The sequence below is a fragment of the Photobacterium marinum genome, from assembly GCF_000331515.1.
Taxonomy (GTDB): Bacteria; Pseudomonadota; Gammaproteobacteria; order Enterobacterales; family Vibrionaceae; genus Photobacterium; species Photobacterium marinum.
Map to the genome: position 1 here is coordinate 1 of NZ_AMZO01000018.1, position 17,400 is coordinate 17,400.

Annotated in this window: 18 protein-coding genes; 3 read left to right on the forward strand and 15 right to left on the reverse strand. The window is 47.5% G+C overall.

Annotated features, from left to right (window positions below; translation table 11 throughout):
• The first annotated feature begins 337 nt into the window (after nucleotides 1–337).
• A complete protein-coding gene (locus C942_RS12190) occupies nucleotides 338–1,324 on the forward strand; it encodes an integron integrase (RefSeq protein WP_007466170.1) in 987 nt (328 codons plus the stop codon).
• Between the two features lie 287 nt (nucleotides 1,325–1,611).
• Here the strand turns inward: C942_RS12190 and C942_RS12195 are convergent, their stop codons facing one another.
• From C942_RS12195 to fusA, 11 genes are all read right to left on the reverse strand, one after another.
• Nucleotides 1,612–2,508 carry a metal ABC transporter substrate-binding protein gene (locus C942_RS12195; RefSeq protein ID WP_007466172.1) on the reverse strand — a complete coding sequence of 299 codons (897 nt, stop codon included), beginning with the start codon at nucleotides 2,506–2,508 and terminating at the stop codon, nucleotides 1,612–1,614.
• Between the two features lie 6 nt (nucleotides 2,509–2,514).
• Nucleotides 2,515–3,390 carry a metal ABC transporter permease gene (locus C942_RS12200; protein ID WP_036799977.1) on the reverse strand — a complete coding sequence of 292 codons (876 nt, stop codon included), beginning with the start codon at nucleotides 3,388–3,390 and terminating at the stop codon, nucleotides 2,515–2,517.
• Complete coding sequence (locus C942_RS12205; protein WP_198287491.1) at nucleotides 3,390–4,145, reverse strand: metal ABC transporter ATP-binding protein; 756 nt, start codon at nucleotides 4,143–4,145, stop codon at nucleotides 3,390–3,392. The genes C942_RS12200 and C942_RS12205 overlap by 1 nt, the downstream gene beginning before the upstream one ends.
• Nucleotides 4,142–5,122 (reverse strand): metal ABC transporter solute-binding protein, Zn/Mn family, encoded by a 981-nt coding sequence (locus C942_RS12210; RefSeq protein ID WP_007466178.1) that lies wholly within the window; start codon nucleotides 5,120–5,122, stop codon nucleotides 4,142–4,144. The genes C942_RS12205 and C942_RS12210 overlap by 4 nt, the downstream gene beginning before the upstream one ends.
• 43 nt (nucleotides 5,123–5,165) lie before the next feature.
• Nucleotides 5,166–5,747, reverse strand: coding sequence for a DUF6162 family protein (locus C942_RS12215; RefSeq protein ID WP_036799964.1), 582 nt, complete (start codon nucleotides 5,745–5,747; stop codon nucleotides 5,166–5,168).
• The gene (locus C942_RS12220; protein ID WP_036799980.1) at nucleotides 5,744–6,061 is read right to left on the reverse strand and encodes a hypothetical protein; all 318 of its coding nucleotides are present in this window, start codon (nucleotides 6,059–6,061) and stop codon (nucleotides 5,744–5,746) included. Before C942_RS12220 ends, C942_RS12215 begins: the two co-directional genes overlap by 4 nt.
• A gap of 94 nt (nucleotides 6,062–6,155) precedes the next feature.
• Nucleotides 6,156–6,992, reverse strand: coding sequence for a DUF4198 domain-containing protein (locus C942_RS12225; protein ID WP_036799968.1), 837 nt, complete (start codon nucleotides 6,990–6,992; stop codon nucleotides 6,156–6,158).
• A gap of 45 nt (nucleotides 6,993–7,037) precedes the next feature.
• Nucleotides 7,038–7,565: a DUF2271 domain-containing protein gene (locus C942_RS12230; RefSeq protein WP_007466185.1), complete on the reverse strand. Its 528-nt coding sequence runs from the start codon at nucleotides 7,563–7,565 to the stop codon at nucleotides 7,038–7,040.
• Between the two features lie 43 nt (nucleotides 7,566–7,608).
• Nucleotides 7,609–8,238, reverse strand: a complete 630-nt coding sequence (locus C942_RS12235; protein ID WP_007466187.1) for a PepSY-associated TM helix domain-containing protein — start codon at nucleotides 8,236–8,238, stop codon at nucleotides 7,609–7,611.
• A 99-nt stretch (nucleotides 8,239–8,337) separates the two neighbouring features.
• Nucleotides 8,338–9,102 carry a metallophosphoesterase gene (locus C942_RS12240; protein WP_007466189.1) on the reverse strand — a complete coding sequence of 255 codons (765 nt, stop codon included), beginning with the start codon at nucleotides 9,100–9,102 and terminating at the stop codon, nucleotides 8,338–8,340.
• A 107-nt stretch (nucleotides 9,103–9,209) separates the two neighbouring features.
• The gene (fusA, locus tag C942_RS12245; RefSeq protein WP_007466191.1) at nucleotides 9,210–11,234 is read right to left on the reverse strand and encodes an elongation factor G; all 2,025 of its coding nucleotides are present in this window, start codon (nucleotides 11,232–11,234) and stop codon (nucleotides 9,210–9,212) included.
• Between the two features lie 320 nt (nucleotides 11,235–11,554).
• On the opposite strand from fusA, the gene rtcA reads away from it, so the two are divergent.
• Nucleotides 11,555–12,562 (forward strand): RNA 3'-terminal phosphate cyclase, encoded by a 1,008-nt coding sequence (gene rtcA / locus C942_RS12250; protein ID WP_007466193.1) that lies wholly within the window; start codon nucleotides 11,555–11,557, stop codon nucleotides 12,560–12,562.
• Between the two features lie 4 nt (nucleotides 12,563–12,566).
• Complete coding sequence (locus C942_RS24395) at nucleotides 12,567–14,552, forward strand: MBL fold metallo-hydrolase (RefSeq protein WP_007466195.1); 1,986 nt, start codon at nucleotides 12,567–12,569, stop codon at nucleotides 14,550–14,552.
• 146 nt (nucleotides 14,553–14,698) lie between these two features.
• Here C942_RS24395 and C942_RS12260 read toward each other — a convergent pair whose 3' ends face one another.
• The 4 genes from C942_RS12260 to C942_RS12275 are packed head-to-tail and all read right to left on the reverse strand — an operon-like array spanning nucleotide 14,699 to nucleotide 17,398.
• Nucleotides 14,699–15,862 carry a tetratricopeptide repeat protein gene (locus tag C942_RS12260; protein WP_007466197.1) on the reverse strand — a complete coding sequence of 388 codons (1,164 nt, stop codon included), beginning with the start codon at nucleotides 15,860–15,862 and terminating at the stop codon, nucleotides 14,699–14,701.
• The gene (locus C942_RS12265) at nucleotides 15,859–16,473 is read right to left on the reverse strand and encodes an energy transducer TonB (RefSeq protein WP_007466199.1); all 615 of its coding nucleotides are present in this window, start codon (nucleotides 16,471–16,473) and stop codon (nucleotides 15,859–15,861) included. The genes C942_RS12260 and C942_RS12265 overlap by 4 nt, the downstream gene beginning before the upstream one ends.
• Complete coding sequence (locus tag C942_RS12270) at nucleotides 16,473–16,877, reverse strand: ExbD/TolR family protein (protein WP_007466201.1); 405 nt, start codon at nucleotides 16,875–16,877, stop codon at nucleotides 16,473–16,475. The genes C942_RS12265 and C942_RS12270 overlap by 1 nt, the downstream gene beginning before the upstream one ends.
• Entirely contained in the window at nucleotides 16,877–17,398 is a 522-nt protein-coding gene (locus tag C942_RS12275) for a MotA/TolQ/ExbB proton channel family protein (protein WP_036799990.1), read from the reverse strand. The genes C942_RS12270 and C942_RS12275 overlap by 1 nt, the downstream gene beginning before the upstream one ends.
• Between the last annotated feature and the right edge of the window lie 2 nt (nucleotides 17,399–17,400).

The following is a 17,400-nucleotide window of genomic DNA, read 5'->3' on the forward strand; positions in this document are numbered from 1 at the left end:
ATAACTTGTATTTGCAGCTAACATTATATTCAACGAACAAAGTTCGCATATCTCGTTCGTATATTTTGTTCGTAATCTCTCCTTGCTACCCCTTCATATTTTTATCAATAAAAACAGTAAGCTAAAGACAAAAACGTGCTATTCAAAGAGCAGATACACCGAACGAGGTTCGTGTATCACCTTTTTCTGCTACCACTTTCATTCAACTGATAAACAACAACTTTTCATTCTGGTGCGATAGACACTCTAAATCAGCGAACTCAAAGGATGTTGATATTGCTTTGAAAAGATACGTCATCTAGCCTGAATCAAAATTACTGTATGGATGAACAGATAAATGAAAGATATTCCCCACCCTATTTCATCAATCAATAGTAACTTTATTACCGAGGTTACATCATTTATTCGTGTTCGCGGTCTTTCTTATTCAACGGAGAAAACCTACCTGCACTGGATTCGGAGTTTCATTAAGTTTTGTGGTTATCAGTCAAGACAGGATATCTCAGCCAAAGATATCAGCAGTTATCTGAACCATTTAGTCACCAAGCAAAATGTCTCACCGAATACTCAAAAAACAGCTCTTAACGCACTCGTATTTCTCTGTCGGGAGTTATTAAAACAAAATACTGAATCACTGAGCTTCAAACGTGCGAAGAAAGGTCCAAAAGTGCCAGAGGTCTTTTCCCACTCTGAAGCATTAGCTGTTATAGATCATTTACCATTACCGTCAAAAATTATTGCACAGCTTATGTATGGGAGTGGCTTGCGAATCAATGAAGCATGTCGGCTCAGGATTGCAGATGTCGACTTTGAAGCAAGTTCTGTCACAGTAAGAAATGGCAAAGGAAATCGGGACAGAAAAACACTGTTGCCGAATTCTCTCCATGCACCACTTCAGCAACAAATAGCCATGGTTAATATACTTCATGAGCGCGATCTCGATAATGGGTTCGGCGAAGTTTACATGCCTTATGCCCTCGCTAAGAAATTCCCAGCCCAGGCTAGAGGCTTGGGTTGGCAATACTTGTTCCCGGCCCCAAAACTCAGTACAGACCCGAGATCAGGAAGGGTTATGCGTCATCACATTACTGATCGCGCTGTTCAAAAGCATGTCATGAAAGGTATACGAGCAGCACAAATTATTAAAAAAGCGGGCTGTCATACTTTTCGACATTCATTCGCGACCAGGCTGCTCGAAAGCGGAACTGACCTCAGAAATATTCAGGAGTTGCTGGGACATTCAGATATAAAGACAACACAAATCTATACCCATGTTGCAGGGCTTCATAAAACCGGAGTAAAAAGCCCGCTGGATAAGACTTAAATTCAAAATAGTGACATGCTACCGCCTAAGATACTGAAATCCCTCGCTGCATATTGATGATGTGCAATTGTAATACAAAGCATCATTATTTTGCTTTCAGGGATAGTCATTTTGTGAGAAATAGTGGGAATCAAAGCTCGGTTGTTTAATTTGTAAACAATATTGATACTTGCAAAAGCATTCTACTAACAAATGAAACAACACCTATTTTAATACCAAAAAGGCTTCAGCTAATGCTGAAGCCCTTCGTTATTAGGTGCTTTCGTCTGTTACAAAATAAATCTATTTTAGAGCTGTAGTTGCCAACGTTGTAGTGGTGAGTCAGAGTCAATGCCAGACCTTCCCCAACGATCAACACTGTCGACGACTAAGATACGCTCAGGGTTAGGAACCAAAGCTTTTAACACTTTGCTTGGTTTTCTTGCAGTCAGCAGCCAAAGCGATTCATCATCATTCAGCAATTGAATTAATGCTGTCTTATCTTTTTCAGTCCACTCAAGTTCAGGTGCAGTAAATCGGTCAACAACAAATAACTGATTGCCTGATGCAAAATCTTCAAGTTCTGTCGAAAGTAGAACAACCGAATGAACGTCTGCATCAAACAACGCATTTTGCTGCTGATTGATCAACTGACGAATATCCAGCATCAACTTTTGCTTATTAGCTTCAATGCTCGCAGATGCCTGAGGCCATACCCGTTGCAAGTCATCACTAACAATCGCAGTCATACGCGCCAAATTAGTCGGGTTTAACCAGGCGAATAAAGAGCTCGAACCGTCCTCTAATCGTAAAGATGCCACTCCCTGCGCTCGTGGAGATATAGCTTGTGAAGCATCAATTTCAATTATTCCGATATTTCCCATGCGGGCATGAACATATAACGGGTCATGTGGCCAAATCGCACCTAATGTAATCACCACTTTTGCTTGTTTCGCTGCTTTAGCTGTCAACTCCGCGCCTTTACTATTAAACCAGTTAGGCATTCGTTGTACACCATATCGCTTAGGAGGAAGATAGCTGGTTGTTATCGCCGTACCTTTCGTCAGTTCAGCGGCAAGCATGTAAGTTACAGGAGTAGCTGTCAGAATATCTTTTGCCTGTGCCAGTGACGAAGCGAATAGCCCACAACCAACGGCAAGCAGCCAACTCAGATTCAACAGCGCCTTTTTCGATAATAACGTCATTTTCATTTATCCCTTGCGAACAATGCGGAAAAAGGTGGCACTTAAGAAAAACAAAGCCGAGACGATAATGATTGCGGCTCCTGAAGGAACCGGAAGCTTTAACTCCATCGGCAGAATTGTTCCAACCAAACAGCTGATAGTTGCCAGCAGAGCCGACATCAATACAAAACTCCCCATATTTTTGGTCAGTAAGCGGGCCGTCGCGCCGGGAATCAACAGCAAAGCCCCCACCAGAACAGCACCGACAATTTTGACCGATGCAATCGTGACCAGAGTGATCATCATGACAAACAGATAGTCATAAAAGTTGGTCGCATAACCCCGGACTTTGGCGATATCCGGGCTGATACACGTCAGCAGTATCCGGTTAAAGGTCGGGATCAACAGCAACACAATTAGCAGGCAACTCAACGCCAGAATCAGCAGATCTTGATCAGATACCGTCAGAATTGAACCAAATAACACGTTTTCCAGCATGTGGATGTTTATCTTCCGGGCGACATACATCAGCAACGCTGCCCCTACAGCCAATGCCAGAGCAAGGAATACCCCAACCAGCGTGTCATAAGGCACATTGGTTCGATTACGTACGAAATGCAGTAATAACGCGAAAATCATGCAGAAGCTGAACAACCCTATCATCGGGTTTTCCGGTGGTTCACCAAGAAGTACACCCAGTGCGATACCAGTCAGAGCCGCATGCCCGACCGCTTCGGAGAAAAATGCCAGTCGCTTGGCGATAACTAAGGTTCCCAAACCACCAAGTAAAGGCCCTAACAGCAAAGCAGCCACTACCGCATTGACCATAAAGGCATAGGAGAAGCTTTCGCTAAGCAAGCCTGAGTTAACACCAGACTGTGCCCAGGTGCGAATGATATCCATCATGCCGCATCCTCCAAATTGGTCTTCGAAGGTAATGACGGAGCACTATAGTGATTGAACAAACGCTCAATTTTTTCCGGAATCAATACATCGGCAACAAAACCGCTATCAACCAACTGGCGGTTTACAACGTGTACCTGAGCATTTAGGCGCCTTACTGCTGTTACATCATGATGAACAGCCAGAACGGTTTTCCCTTCAGCAACTAACTCATGCATCAAAGATTCAAGATACCGAACCCCCTGTTCGTCCATACCGGTTGTCGGTTCATCCAGCACTAACAAATCCGGATTATCCAAAAGCGCCTGAGCAAAAAGAACCCGCTGTTGTTCGCCACCAGATAGCTGTCCCATTCTGCGCTCCGCTCTTTCTGCCATACCGACACGCTCCAGCTGCTGTAAAGCATATGCTTTCGCTTTTGCTCGACGGTGCCATTTGGGCCAGAACAAAGGCATTCTTGTTTGATTCAGCAAGATAAAATCCATAACAGTCAACGGCAGACTGGACTCAAAAGTCGCTTTCTGAGGAACATAACCGACTTTGCCTTTCTGCTCTCCCGGCCACTGAACCTGGATCTCTCCACTGAACGGCGTTAAGCCTAAAACCGAGCGAAGCAACGATGTCTTACCGCCGCCATTTGGCCCCATCACTACATGGCATTGCCCCGGCGCGAACACATGATTGATATCGTGCAGGATGATGTTGTCGCCATATTTCAGGCCAACATTATTAAGGTGAATACCCGGCCCCATTATTTGCCATCCTTATTTACAGCCACGCTTTTCACTGTGTTTTCAGCAGCAAACTTCATAGACCGAACCAGAGTATCCAAGTTCTCTTTCATCTCGACTTCGACTTTATCAGCTTCATACGGACCATGAGTCATGTGTGAAAAACGATAAAGCTGAACGCCGGTCGCTTTTTCGATGGTTTCGACATAACGGTTTGGCATGTTGAGTTCGTAAAAAAGTACATCAATGCCGGAATTACGGATCTTCTCTATCGTTTCCTGCAACTGGCTGGCGCTAGGCTCAACCCCGTGAGCAGGTTCGATAACCGCAGCCACATCAACACCAAATTCCTGCAGCAGATATCCATAAGCATTATGCGTGGTCGCCACAACCATACCGCTGGTATCCAAGTCTCCCAGCGTCATCATCGCGCTGTGTTTGAGCTTACGAAATTTTGCCGCATAGCTGCGGGCATTTTTACGGTAGAAACGGGCATTATCCGGATCAATTTTCGCCAGTTCATTTGCAATGGTGTAAACCTTCTGGATAGTGGTCGATAAACCGACGAAAGTGTGAGGATTTACCGCACCGTCACCGACAGACTGACCCATGGCAGGTAGCAGCGGTACATCTTTATTGGCTTCAATCACTATCAAATCATCACGATTAGCCGCTTTAATTACTTTCAAAGCAAAATCATCATGACCGATGCCGTTTACCACAATAATGTCCATCTGCTTCAAGCGACGGAGATCGTTAGGTTGCGGCTGATAGTTATGTGGATTAAAACCGGCGTCTACCAGCGGTAATACCTCAGCCTTGTCGCCAACAACCGCTTTTACATAGCTGTAATAAGGCTGAAGAGTAATGCCGATCGTGAGTTTATCTGCAGCCTGCGCGGTCAGACTGGTCAGCAGCAGGCCGAGTACAGATACCACTTTCAGCAAAGTGAGTTTTGTTGAAAACTTTTTAACCAACTGTCTTTGTAATAACTGTTTCATAACGTGTTTCACATCGTCGTTGTTGACACAATGAAAGGGAAAATTAATGGTTGTGAGTGTCCTGGTGGTCGCTAAATGCAACTTGCTGCCATCCAGCTTTAATCAAGGCTGAATCAGATAGCGACAGCTGAGAGACATCATCTTCAAAAGGCGTGGCTTGCAGATTGAAATCAATCCAAACATCCGGTTCCTGAGCATGACAGCTCAGAATTACAGACACGGCTCCCTGCTCTGACTGGCGAAGTCCCTGATAGATGCCGGGGGCGACCTGGTGCCAAAGGTGTTCACCTTTGTGTTGCCAGCTTTTATCTTTAACAAAAGGAGCTAACCACAAAGCTTCCAGTTCAGTAATCGACGGCCAGATATCTTTATCATCAAACTCAATGCTGTCCTGATGAATATTACGAATCTCTTCATGAGCGAGCCGAAGATCGCCAATCATCGCCAGTTCCTGCGCTTCAAGATTTGCCAGCGAAATTTGATGAGCGGCCAACTCCTGCTTATCAGAAACACACTGGTGATAAGGCAGCAAAATCGCGGCGACCAACAAAATAACGGCTATAGAAAGAGCCACCCATTTGCCTTCCCGGCCTCCGTCATCGGCTATGACTGATTCGGTGATCATTTCTCTGAAATCTCGACAACATCAACTTCAACCGGGCTTTCATGTCCGGCATCAAAAACCAGATAAAAATCTGTATCCGGACGTTTAAGCTCAGCAATGGAACGTCTGTCTGTGATCGATTTGGCAATCAGGTTATCGTCGTAATCGAACATATCGACGTCATAATCCACAGCGGTGCTGCCATCACTGTAACCGGCTTCGCAAATCACTTTGTCGGCTTCAAACCAACAACTCATCAACGGAAAGTGCGCATGTGCCGACATAGAAAACAGGGCCAAGAACGAAAGAAGCAACTGGCTGGTACGCTTTTTCATGAAATCCTCAAACAATTCTTTGAATACACTCTTGAACAAATTCTTGAACATAAGACAAAGGAAAAAACAGCCTGCTTCAGCAGGCCATCATCAGTTACTGAAGTACAGCTTCAAAAGTCAGGTGGACATTAACACTGGCGCGATCAGCCAGCGGATTGTTCGGTAAGTCGCCTCTATAGTTTGCTTTCATCAGCCAGCGACCAGCCTGTGCCGGCACGAATGTCACTATGCCGTTTTCATCACTGACTACATCAATTTGCTCCTGGTGGTTACGATAAAGCGTGCCTTCACGAGTGATTTCAGCGGTGACACCTTGCTGAGGCTGGCCGTTATAGAAGAACTGAAACTTTACTTCCTCTCCCTCAATAATGTCTGACGGGTGAGTGAGCGGCAGCATTTCGAGGTATTTACCTTCAAGCTCGAATGCTTTTTCTGTCGGCTTTCCTACCGTGACATAGCTTTCGGCACGGGTGAAACCAAGCTGAGTGACAACGTCACGGGACTTTACCGGCAACAGCTCATCACGTTCGGCTTTAGTGGCTTTCATCCACTTCACCGTGTCACGTCTACCAGCCTTATACTGGGTGTAATAAGACGGTGTGCCGTTAATCGCCACTTTATGTGTCCCTTCTTCTTCGAAGTAGAAGTCGAACATAGAACGGCGCTTACCGCGAATCACGAAATTCGGTCGTTCCTTTCGACCATCAGGCATCACAACCTGAGCGGTTTCACTTCCGGCCGGCTTATCAAATACAAAGGTACCGTGTGAAGCGGTTACATCGAAAGTCAGCCAGTCACCACCTTCTTTAGACACAGTGAAGTGCGAAGGTAATACCCAGCGCGGGTGAGCATTGGCTGTTGCAGATACCGCCAGACCGGCAACCATGGCACACGCCAGAGAGACCGCTTTCATCTTGTTATTTTTAATCATCATCAGACTCTTAAATATGTTTAATCCATTACATTTACGCTCAAGTTATTGAACCCGATAGCGTAGTTTGATCTCGCCAGTTTCTTCGGTCGGAGTTAGGACATGAGTAAACCCGGCTTCACCCAACTCCAGCTTCTGCCGAAGGTAGTTGCGGCCACCATGTTCTCGCACTACTTCGGCGTAGAAGGTGTACGCACCCTGCTCTACCCGGTTCCCATTATCGTCCAGACCATTCCAGACAAAACGGTATTCACCGGCTGGTCGTGTCGCCGAGGTCACCGCATCCACCAGCTCACGGTCATAACGCCCAACTTTGCGCCACCAGCTGCGCAAATCTTTCAGCCATTCGTCCTTTCCAACCCAGAGCTGAACAGTCCGAACCGGCTTACGATTGGCATCTTCTATCCATACCGCCACATAAGGGCGGGCATACATAGAGGTTTCAATTTTTGGCAGCTCAAATTCCACTTCCATCACAGCAGATTGAGGAAGCGGCTTTGCATTAACAGAAGCCGAAATAGCCAGCGGCAGTGCCACCGACATAGCCAGAAGTGACTTAGCAAAAGAAGTCATCACAAATCCTTTCAAAACAGTGGCACAGGCCCAGAGTTTGACCTTAGGGTACTGCGCAAAGAAAAATCAGAAGTGTGGAAAGCGAACCGACAGCAGTCCATACCAAAGAATTACTGAGTGTCTTTTTCTTCGGCAATAGCAAACAAACGCCTGTCATTACGAAGAAAATCATCAGCAACGCGGTGATATCGATAAACCACTTCCACACTTCACCACTGTTACGCCCTTTGTGCAGATCATTGAGCACAGCAACAGCGCCGTAATGGTTTTTCTCGATAATGGCTTCACGGTTAATTAAGTCGACATAAACCGATGCGTTGAACCCCGGACCTTTATAATCAAGGGTAATTTCCCCTTCGATTAACTCGCCGTCTTCCACATCAGTAAACACTTCCATGGCCGAAGGCTTACCGGACACATCACCTTCACTGGTCAGAAACGCAATCAACGCTGACTCGTCAGGCACAAACGGTCGACTGCCAGAGGTGATTAATGCATCAGGCAATGTCAGGGTCACTTCACTGATGGATGGCTTACTTTTGACGTAAAGTTCAGGCCTGTTGAGGGTGATGCCGGTTACAGCAAAAAAAAGCACCACAAACAACAGCGCCATTGATATGTAGATATGAAGGCGACGAGCCCATAGCTGGACAGCCTTTGTTTTTAGAAACATGAACAATCACATCAAAAACCACAGAAATCTAATGAGCACAATTTAATTGATAATTGTTTTCATTGGCATTTGATTTACATTGTTTACGTTTGGCAGGATTCAGATTTCGATTGTTCTGGCAGGATCAAAATCGTCATTAAGCAGCATCGGCCAGTAACCGCGAGGGTTAGCCAACACACGGGTATTGTGAATGGTCAAATCGGTACTGCTATGTATATGGCCGTGGAACCAGGCGGCTATATCGTATCTTTTCATCAGTTCTTCAAGATTACTGGCATAGGCGGCAGCAAGTGGCGGGATATTTTCATCAGGAAAGCATTTGGCGCTCGGGGCATGGTGGGAAACAATAACGGTTTTCCCCTGATAACCGCTTTGTAATTCAGATTCTAAAAACTGCAGGGTCTGGTAATGAATATCCAGTGCATCAATCGGTCTGAACATGGAACCTCGCGGATCCATATGAACCTTTCGGTGATCGTTCATACATTCCGCGGCTCGGTTCATCGCTTCCATAGGATTACCATCAATCCGGTAGTCGGTATAGAGCGTTGCACCCAGAAAGCGGACATGGTCGATTTCTATCGCTTCTTGCTCTAAAAAGTGAACATGGGTTCCCCGGGTCGCCGTTCGCCAGTTTTTATGGCATTTCTGCAAAATGGAACCATAAGGCTCATGGTTTCCGGCCACGACTATCGTCTGCTTGCCCTTTGTTTCAGCCAGAACCCAGTCAATATAGCGGCTCTCACAGCCGGTTCCGATATCCCCGGCAAGAATAATCAGATCAGCATCTGTCTCCGGCAACGAGAAATCCCACGGGCTTGCCATAAACTCCAGGTGTAGATCTGATAAATACTGCACGAGCATGCTTGTTCTCCGAAGCCGAGACAACAGAAAGCAGCCAACTGACTGCTTTCTGCTAATTACATTGTTATTTAATGATTTATATCATTATCTGCTCAGGTCAAAAGCCACTAACTCGCAGCCTGTGACTCACTGCACACACGTTTCTGAACATTTGGCGGTGCCGGTTCATAGTGACTGAACGCCAGACTGAAACTTCCCTCACCGCCGGTTATAGAGCGCAAGCGCTGTGAAAAGTCCTGAAGCTCATTAAGCGGAGCCTTTGCCTGAAGTGCTGTCTGGTTATTTGGTGTTACGTCGGTACCGACTATCACGCCGCGACTGGAAGAAAGATCACCGGTAACATCGCCGACAGCCGGAGTCGGTATCATCAGGGACAGATCAACAATCGGCTCCAGAACTATCGGATTTGCATTATTCACCGCATCCAGAAAGGCTTTCTTACCGGCAATAACAAAAGCAATCTCTTTCGAGTCGACCGAGTGGTATTTACCATCATAGACCGTCACTTCAATATCGCGGAGCGGGTTACCGGAAATTGCCCCTTCATCGACTGCTTGCCTGATCCCCTTCTCTACCGCTGGGATCAGCGCTGTCGGAATAGCCCCGCCAACCACTTTATTGACGAACTTAAACCCGGCTCCGGGCTCAAGCGGACGAACCTTTAACTGCACCTCACCAAACTGTCCGGCACCTCCGGTTTGTTTTTTATGGCGATAATGGCCTTCTGCCGGCATAGTAATTGTTTCGTAGTATTCAATGCTTGGCTGAGAAGTCTCCACGGTTAATTTGTACACCGTCTCCATTTTTTCCAGCGCGATCTTCAGATGAAATTCGCCCTGACCGCTCAACAAGGTTTCATTGGTTCGGGTACGATGCTCAAGCCAAAGTGTCGGATCTTCTGCCGCTATTTTCTGTAAAACTTCGGAAAGCTTTTGCTCATCCCCCCGCTTAATCGGCCGAATAGCTAAGCTGTACATCGGCTGCGGGAAAAACAAGGTGCTCATGACAATGCCGTCTTCGTCATGGGAGTCGTGGATCACCGAATCAAAGCCAAGCTCATCCACTTTCGCCAGCACACAAAGATCACCGGCTTTAGCGCTACTAATTTCAATGCGCTTTTTACCTTGCAACTGATACAGGTGCCCGACCTTAAATGCCTTGTTACTCTCTCCGATATAGAGCTGACTACCGGCATTAATCTCTCCCTGGAACACCCGGATATAAGCCAGTTTTCCCAGATAAGGATCTACACTGACCTTGTAAACATGAGCAACGCTGTGGTCCAGCTGATCACAGTCAACACTGATCTGCTTACCGTCTTTCTCCAGTAAAGGCGGGTTACCTTCTTCCGGCAGCGGCATAATTTCCGCCATGATCCGCAGTAGCATATCGATACCGACACCGGAATCTGCCGACACGAAGCAGACAGGAATCACGTGACCTGTTCGCAACGCTTCTTCAAACGGGTCATGCAGTTGTTCAGGGGACAGCGCAGAACCTTGTTCGAGATACAGCTCCATCAGTTCTTCATCAACTTCAATGATCTGATCAATAAGCCGTTCATGTGCCTCTGAAACACTGTCGAAAAGCGTCGGCTGATCATTATCAGGAGCAAAATAGCAATCGATAACACTGCTGCAATCTTGTGACGGTAAATTGATTGGCAAACAACAACTTCCAAAATGTGTTGATATCTGCGCGACAAAATCTGCCAATAAATTCGAATTCAAATCCATCTTGTTGATGATAATCATCTGGCATTTTTGCTGTTGCCGGGAAAATTCAAATAAACGCTCTGATACCTGATTGAGAGGAGTATTGGCATCCAGTACCAGTGCCGAAGTTTCAACTGCGGGGAAAATACTTAATGAGCGGCCGAGCAGCTCGGGAATTCCGGGAGTGTCGATGATGTTCATGCGGTGTTTATGCCAGGCTAAGGCAACGGGGGTAGCTTCAATACTGTGCTGGTACTGGATGGACTGATCATCAAAGTCAGTCACTGTATCCCCCTGCTGCACACTGCCCAAATGTGTGGTTGCATGAGCCTCGTATAACAAGCGCTCAACTAATGTTGTTTTCCCAACCCCGCTCTGACCAACAAAGCCAATGTTACGTATTTCATTTACAGACATAGATGCCCCCTGAATAACAAAGACGAGTGATGACACATTTTTACTGTGAGAGTTGGCGGCTATGCCGCCTTATCGTCTTCCAATTCATTTTCCGTCCGGGAACATCCATCAATGGCTCCATTCTTTGACCTGTTAATTAAAGCTTAACCTCACTTCCCGGCTCTGCCGTGATTTTCTTCATTAGAATCAATATGTATTCGAAATTTATGATGTTGCTCTCGCTCCAGTTTCATTACCTCATGCTGTAAATGAGGTATTCACTGGCACAGGCTTCCGCAGTGAACGATAGTTTCAGTATCTGAACTTAACGGATTCATCCGGTGAAAGGCATACATATTAATGGCGATCAGGGTGAAGGCGGCGGCCAGGTACTGCGAACCTGCCTGACTTTATCACTGCTGTACGGGATTAACTTCACCATCAGTAATATCCGGGCCCGGCGAGACAAACCCGGCCTGCGGCGACAACACTTAACTTGTGTGCGAGCCGCCAGGGAAATCAGCAACGCCCGTATTGAAGGTGATGAGCTTGGCTCCACCGAGCTGAGTTTCAGCCCCGGTGAAGTTTATGGCGGAGAATATCGGTTTGACATAGGTACTGCCGGCAGTACCACACTGTTATTCCAGACACTGCTGCTACCTCTGCTTCAGGCCAACAAAGAGAGCCGGATTACACTGACCGGAGGAACCCACAACCCAATGGCGCCAACACTGACCTACCTAAGACAAAGTTTCCTACCCTTATTAAGACAAATGGGAGCCAACGTCGAGGTAGAGGTGAAACAGTGGGGGTTTGTTCCCGCCGGAGGTGGGCAGTGGCTGGCGCGAATAAAACCGTCGAAACTCACTCCTATTGAATTAACAGAACGCGGTCGGCTAAGAAAATGTCGTTTGGTGAGTTACTGTGTAGGACTGCCAGAGAGTATTGGTAAGCGGGAAATCGACACCTTTATCGGCCTCTATCATGCCCCCATCGATAAATTTTACATTCGCTCTCCAGTAGCTTTATCCAGCGGCAACCTACTCTGCTTTGATATGAAGTTTGAACAGATGCAACTGAGCATAATCCAACTGGGAAGGTTAAAATTAAGAGCCGAAGCCGTCGCCGAAAAGCTCAATAAACAGGTCAGGGAATATCTTTCTTCCAAAGCCGTGCTGGACCGCTACCTGACCGATCAAATTATGCTGCCAATGGTCGTTGCCCGTGGTGGATGCTTCAGCTGTGATCAACTATCCACCCATGCCACCACCAACATGGAAGTGATTGCCCAAATGACCGGCTATCACCTTCTGTTTAAACCCGGTCATCCGTGCAAACTTATGGGGTAATGATATGTTCTGCCCGTCTAATATCCTCCGCTATTTAGAAGGTGTTGATACGCTTAATGAAAGTCTGCGCCAGCCATCAAGTCGTATTGTCTTATTTGGCCCACCGGGTGCCGGAAAAAGCTTCCTTGCAGCAGAACTGGCTAAGCGGATGCAATCTGAAGGTAAGCCTTGTGCCTGCCTGAGTGCCGATCCTGGCTCACCGGGGTTCGGTATTCCTGCTGCAATCAATCTTGGGATATGGAAGGAAACCGACTGGCAACTAACAGATTTCGAAGCTTTATGCAGCCTGGATGCTGCCCGCTTCCGCCTGCCGTTAGCAGAAGCACTCCGCAGCTTGATGCTACGTATTCCGGCGGAGATCCCGCTTATCATTGATGCACCCGGCTTAATTAAAGGTGTGGCCGCTGCCGAGCTTCTGCCCTCACTGATTGATATTACAGCCCCGACGCAACTGGCTGTGCTGGATAAGTTTACCAACAAGGACAGCCCGGAAAGCCCTGCATGCTCTGTCTCTCTTGAAAACGAAATAGCCAACCTCAACGTTCCGGTTATAGCGATAACAAGCTCTGAGCTGGCCATCTCACCAAACCGACACCAGCGAGCCTTGCGACGAACGGCGCTATGGGAGCAATACCTCAATACTTGTAGTGAAATGGAATTGGATATCCGGACACCAAAGCTACTCGGCACCCCGCCTCCTGTCGATCATCCTGAAAAATGGGCCGGGCTGGTTATCAAGCTAACAAACAGTGATGGCGAGACTTCTATGGGAGAAATCATTGAACTGGAAGATCACCTACTCAAGATTTACTGCCAGTCATTTAAACAGCCGACCGATCAATTACTGGTTCGCGATGCCAGGCATCTGCCCGGACACTTGCTGGTTACTGCCGTACCTAAGCATGCTGCCGGAGGTGCCTCTGACGCGCATAGACAAAAAACCGATACCCAATCTCTGGTTCATCCATCAGATGTAAAACCGCTTCGAAATACACCTCGCATCCGCCGAAGAGATATCACCGCGGAACTGGTCAACGGTCTGTTTGATGACCCGTTACTACTGATTAAAACCAACCAGAACCGTCGCTGCCTGCTGTTCGACCTTGGCAATACTTCCCGCCTGCCAGTTCGCCATGCTCATAATGTCAGCCATATTTTCATCAGTCATGCTCATTTCGACCATATCGGTGGATTTATGGGGCTACTCCGGGTAAGGCTGAGTACCAGTGGAAGCTGCCAGCTCTATGGTCCGCCAGGGCTGGCCAGACATATTGCCGGTATGATCAGCGGAATTTTATGGGATCGTATTGGAGACAACGGCCCTGTCTTTACCGTTTCTGAACTGCATGGCAACAAACTGTGCCGTTTTCGGCTTCAGGCAGGTCACCATGAAATACCGATTTTGCCGGAGATCACTGTTCATGACGGTATCATCCATCGTGAAGAGCGATTTATCATCCGAACCGTCGAACTTGATCACGGCACGCCTGTTCTGGCTTTTTCTTATGAACCGGTAGCTGCAGTTTCAGTCTCAAAGTCAGCGCTGAATGAACTAGATTTATCGCCGGGGCCATGGCTCGGAAAACTCAAATACGCTTACATGGCCGGAGAACAAGATCGATTAATTGACCTTCCGAACGGTGAAAGCCAGCCAGTGGCGATGCTGGCTAAGCAATTACTTCGCATGCAGGCAGGGAAAAAACTGGTCTATGCCACCGATCTGGCCGATACCACAGATAACCGTAAAAATTTAACTGCGCTTGCCCGTGATGCTGATGTTCTGTTCTGTGAAGCCACTTTTTCTCAAGACGATGTTCGCCGCGGTACTGATAACGGCCACCTGACAACCCGGGCTTGTGGTGAAATTGCAGCCGCCGCCGGGGTAAATCAGTTAGTGCCTTTTCACTTCTCCCGCCGTTATGAAAAACAGACAGACAAACTGTACCGGGAAATCGAGGAAGTGTTTCCCAATATCGTCAGATGCGACTGAAGCCAGTACAAAAGACAAACCGAAAACAAACCAACCCAATCCCCAAAAAATACGGTGAAACAAAAAAGCGAGAGCCTGTAATCAGACTCTCGCTTTCATATTTTATTGACACAAAGATGTGGTTTTCAGTGTCAGTTGCTGAAGCCTCAACTATTCATCTTTCGCATCTGATTCAGGTATTTGATCCAGCTTTTAGCGGCAGCCGTTGATTCAATATTGTCAGCTTTCTTGGCATGAACAATCGCGCTGTCGAAATCTTCCAGCTTGTAATAAACCCGTACTTTCGCCAATTCAACATCCGCCCGGCGTTTTCTATCGCTGACTTTATCCAGCTCAGTCAAAGCCTTTCGGTAATGGCCTTCCTGCAACAAAAGCTGAGCCAACGACCAGCGGTGCTTATTGTCGAGCTTGGCTGCCAACACCCAGACCTCAATGGCCTTATCCCACTCTTTTGCCATCTGCCAGTACATCGCCTGAGTGGAAACCAACTCAGCATCTGATTCTACACCGTTCAGTTCAGCATAGATTTTCGCCGCACGTTCAGGAATTCCTCTCTGAGCATATAACTGTGCCAGTGACTTAAGGTTCTGCTGGCTCAGTGCTACACCCTGGCGCTTAGCCAGAGCCAGCGTATCCAGCGCATCTATTGAACGACCAAGCTGCATCTGAATCCCGGCCGTCTGCTGCCACCATGCAGCTTTATTAGGCTCCAGCACAATTAGACGTTTAAGGGTCGGAATTGCAGATTTCCAGTACTTCAACTGAAGCTGGGCACCCAATTTAATCGTCAGCGGTGCCACCTCGTCATATTTAACAACAGACTCATAGATTTTCATTGCTGACAGCACCGATTTCCATTCACTCAGCTGGTAATGAGACTGAGCAATACGCAGCCACAATTCATCAGTTTTCTGACCTTCGGGAATATTCTTCGTCAACTGATAATAATGTGGCAAAGCCCGCCTGAACTTTTCATCAGATAGCAAAATATCCGCCAGCATTCGTTGCGTTACCCATGCCTGCTCATCTTCCAATAGCCCACTTTTGACGGCCTTTGACAGGTTCTCAATAGCTTTGCCAAGGTCACCCTGTTGCCAGTAGAAAACGCCCAACATACGTTGTACAAAAGCCTGATCATAAGCTTTCGAGGGAGAGAGGCCTGCCAAAAGGGCTATCGCCTCATCTAGCTTTTCTTCCTGTTGCAGGTTATGCGCACGCTGAACCTTGCCTGCGGTATATTGGGAAAGTTCGGCATTAACCGGCCCGGCGACAAATATCAGAGCCAGGACAAAAGCAAACTGCTTCATCATCGATCTATTTTAAACTCCAGTCTTACTGATTGCCCCAACTGAGCCACCGCTTTGCCATCTACAACTTTCGGTTGGTATTTCCATTTGCGCAAGGCACGTATAGCTTCCCTTTCAAAAACTCGGCGAGGTTCTGCATCCACAACTTGAATATCAGCCGGACGGCCCTGCGGATCTATGGTAAAGGTGAGTGACACATACCCTTCAAGCCCTTGCCTTTGTGCTTTGGACGGATAACGAGGTTCAACCCGATACAGCGGCATTGCCTGCTGATTAGCGCCAAAGTCAGAAAACTGAGGAACATTAATCGCCAAACCGGTAATTGCGGTATCCAACGCCAGACTTGGCATGGTCGGCGCTACTGTTGCGTTCGCCGTTTGCGATGCAGTCGGGACGGCTTCCGGCGGAGGCTCAGGAGTATCCGGCTTTTCCGGCACAGCTCGTTTGCGGCGCTGAACTTCCTGCTCCTGCTCAACCATCACCATGTCAAAAGCAAGCAATTGCTTATCATCCTGTGCCCGCTGATTGCCGTTATCCACCATCCAGGCCATGAAAGTAAACAAGCCAATCGCGGTTACCAGCGCCAGGGGCAGTGCAATGATTAAACGCAGCATCAGCGTTTCTCCGCAGCCAGCGCTATCTTCTTAACTCCGGCCCCTTTCGCTGCATCCATAACTTTAACAACCGTTCCGTTATATGCATGTTCATCTGCCTGAATGACCAAAGAAGCTTCCGGTTGCTCAAGCAACAGGTGTTCTAATGTGGCCTGAACACGCTCAACATCGACAACCCGCTTGTCGATATAGATGTCGTTAGCTGAAGTAATCGCAATGAAAATACCAGCATCTTTCTGGCTAACCACATTGCTGGCCTGCGGGCGATTTACTTCAACACCAGACTCTCGTACAAACGAGCTGGTCACTATGAAGAAGATCAGCATGATGAAAACAATATCCAGCATCGAAGTCAGATCGACCTGGGCTTCTTCACGAGCAGAAGACGGACGACTTAATCGCATCACTGGCTCCTTAATAATTTTTCTAACTTGAGTTCACGCAGATGGCAGGCTTTTGAAAGGCGGGCGTGAACAAACATACCGGCAAGAGCTGCAACCATGCCGGCCATTGTCGGCAATGTTGCCAACGAAATCCCTGATGCCATCAGGCGTGGCTGGCTACTTCCCTGAGTTGCCATCACATCAAACACTGAGATCATGCCGGTAACTGTGCCAAGCAACCCTAACATAGGGCAAATTGCCACCAGCACTTTTATCAGATTCAGATTCTGGTTCAGCGCAATACGGGCCTCACTCAACCAACCGTCACGAAGGGCATGGGCATACCAGGATGTTTGATCGTCTCTCGCCTGCCACTTCGCCAGCCATTGCTGTTTATGTTTGGGGTAAGTAAACGCCAAATAAAGAATCCTTTCGATCACCAAAAGCCAACACAGGACAACCACAGCAGCCAGCCACCATAGCACCTGGCCGCCCTGGTTCATAAAGTGCTGCAGCGAATACCACCAGGATTCCAGCCCCATCG

What these genes read in the sequence shown, in the direction of transcription:
- C942_RS12190 (WP_007466170.1), top strand. Translation starts at nt 338, where the DNA reads ATGAAAGATATTCCCCACCCTATTTCATCAATCAATAGTAACTTTATT.
- C942_RS12195 (WP_007466172.1), bottom strand. Translation starts at nt 2,508, where the DNA reads ATGACGTTATTATCGAAAAAGGCGCTGTTGAATCTGAGTTGGCTGCTT.
- C942_RS12200 (WP_036799977.1), bottom strand. Translation starts at nt 3,390, where the DNA reads ATGGATATCATTCGCACCTGGGCACAGTCTGGTGTTAACTCAGGCTTG.
- C942_RS12210 (WP_007466178.1), bottom strand. Translation starts at nt 5,122, where the DNA reads ATGAAACAGTTATTACAAAGACAGTTGGTTAAAAAGTTTTCAACAAAA.
- C942_RS12215 (WP_036799964.1), bottom strand. Translation starts at nt 5,747, where the DNA reads ATGATCACCGAATCAGTCATAGCCGATGACGGAGGCCGGGAAGGCAAA.
- C942_RS12220 (WP_036799980.1), bottom strand. Translation starts at nt 6,061, where the DNA reads ATGAAAAAGCGTACCAGCCAGTTGCTTCTTTCGTTCTTGGCCCTGTTT.
- C942_RS12225 (WP_036799968.1), bottom strand. Translation starts at nt 6,992, where the DNA reads ATGATTAAAAATAACAAGATGAAAGCGGTCTCTCTGGCGTGTGCCATG.
- C942_RS12230 (WP_007466185.1), bottom strand. Translation starts at nt 7,565, where the DNA reads ATGACTTCTTTTGCTAAGTCACTTCTGGCTATGTCGGTGGCACTGCCG.
- C942_RS12235 (WP_007466187.1), bottom strand. Translation starts at nt 8,238, where the DNA reads ATGTTTCTAAAAACAAAGGCTGTCCAGCTATGGGCTCGTCGCCTTCAT.
- C942_RS12240 (WP_007466189.1), bottom strand. Translation starts at nt 9,102, where the DNA reads ATGCTCGTGCAGTATTTATCAGATCTACACCTGGAGTTTATGGCAAGC.
- fusA (WP_007466191.1), bottom strand. Translation starts at nt 11,234, where the DNA reads ATGTCTGTAAATGAAATACGTAACATTGGCTTTGTTGGTCAGAGCGGG.
- C942_RS24395 (WP_007466195.1), top strand. Translation starts at nt 12,567, where the DNA reads ATGTTCTGCCCGTCTAATATCCTCCGCTATTTAGAAGGTGTTGATACG.
- C942_RS12260 (WP_007466197.1), bottom strand. Translation starts at nt 15,862, where the DNA reads ATGATGAAGCAGTTTGCTTTTGTCCTGGCTCTGATATTTGTCGCCGGG.
- C942_RS12265 (WP_007466199.1), bottom strand. Translation starts at nt 16,473, where the DNA reads ATGCTGCGTTTAATCATTGCACTGCCCCTGGCGCTGGTAACCGCGATT.
- C942_RS12270 (WP_007466201.1), bottom strand. Translation starts at nt 16,877, where the DNA reads ATGCGATTAAGTCGTCCGTCTTCTGCTCGTGAAGAAGCCCAGGTCGAT.
- C942_RS12275 (WP_036799990.1), bottom strand. Translation starts at nt 17,398, where the DNA reads ATGGGGCTGGAATCCTGGTGGTATTCGCTGCAGCACTTTATGAACCAG.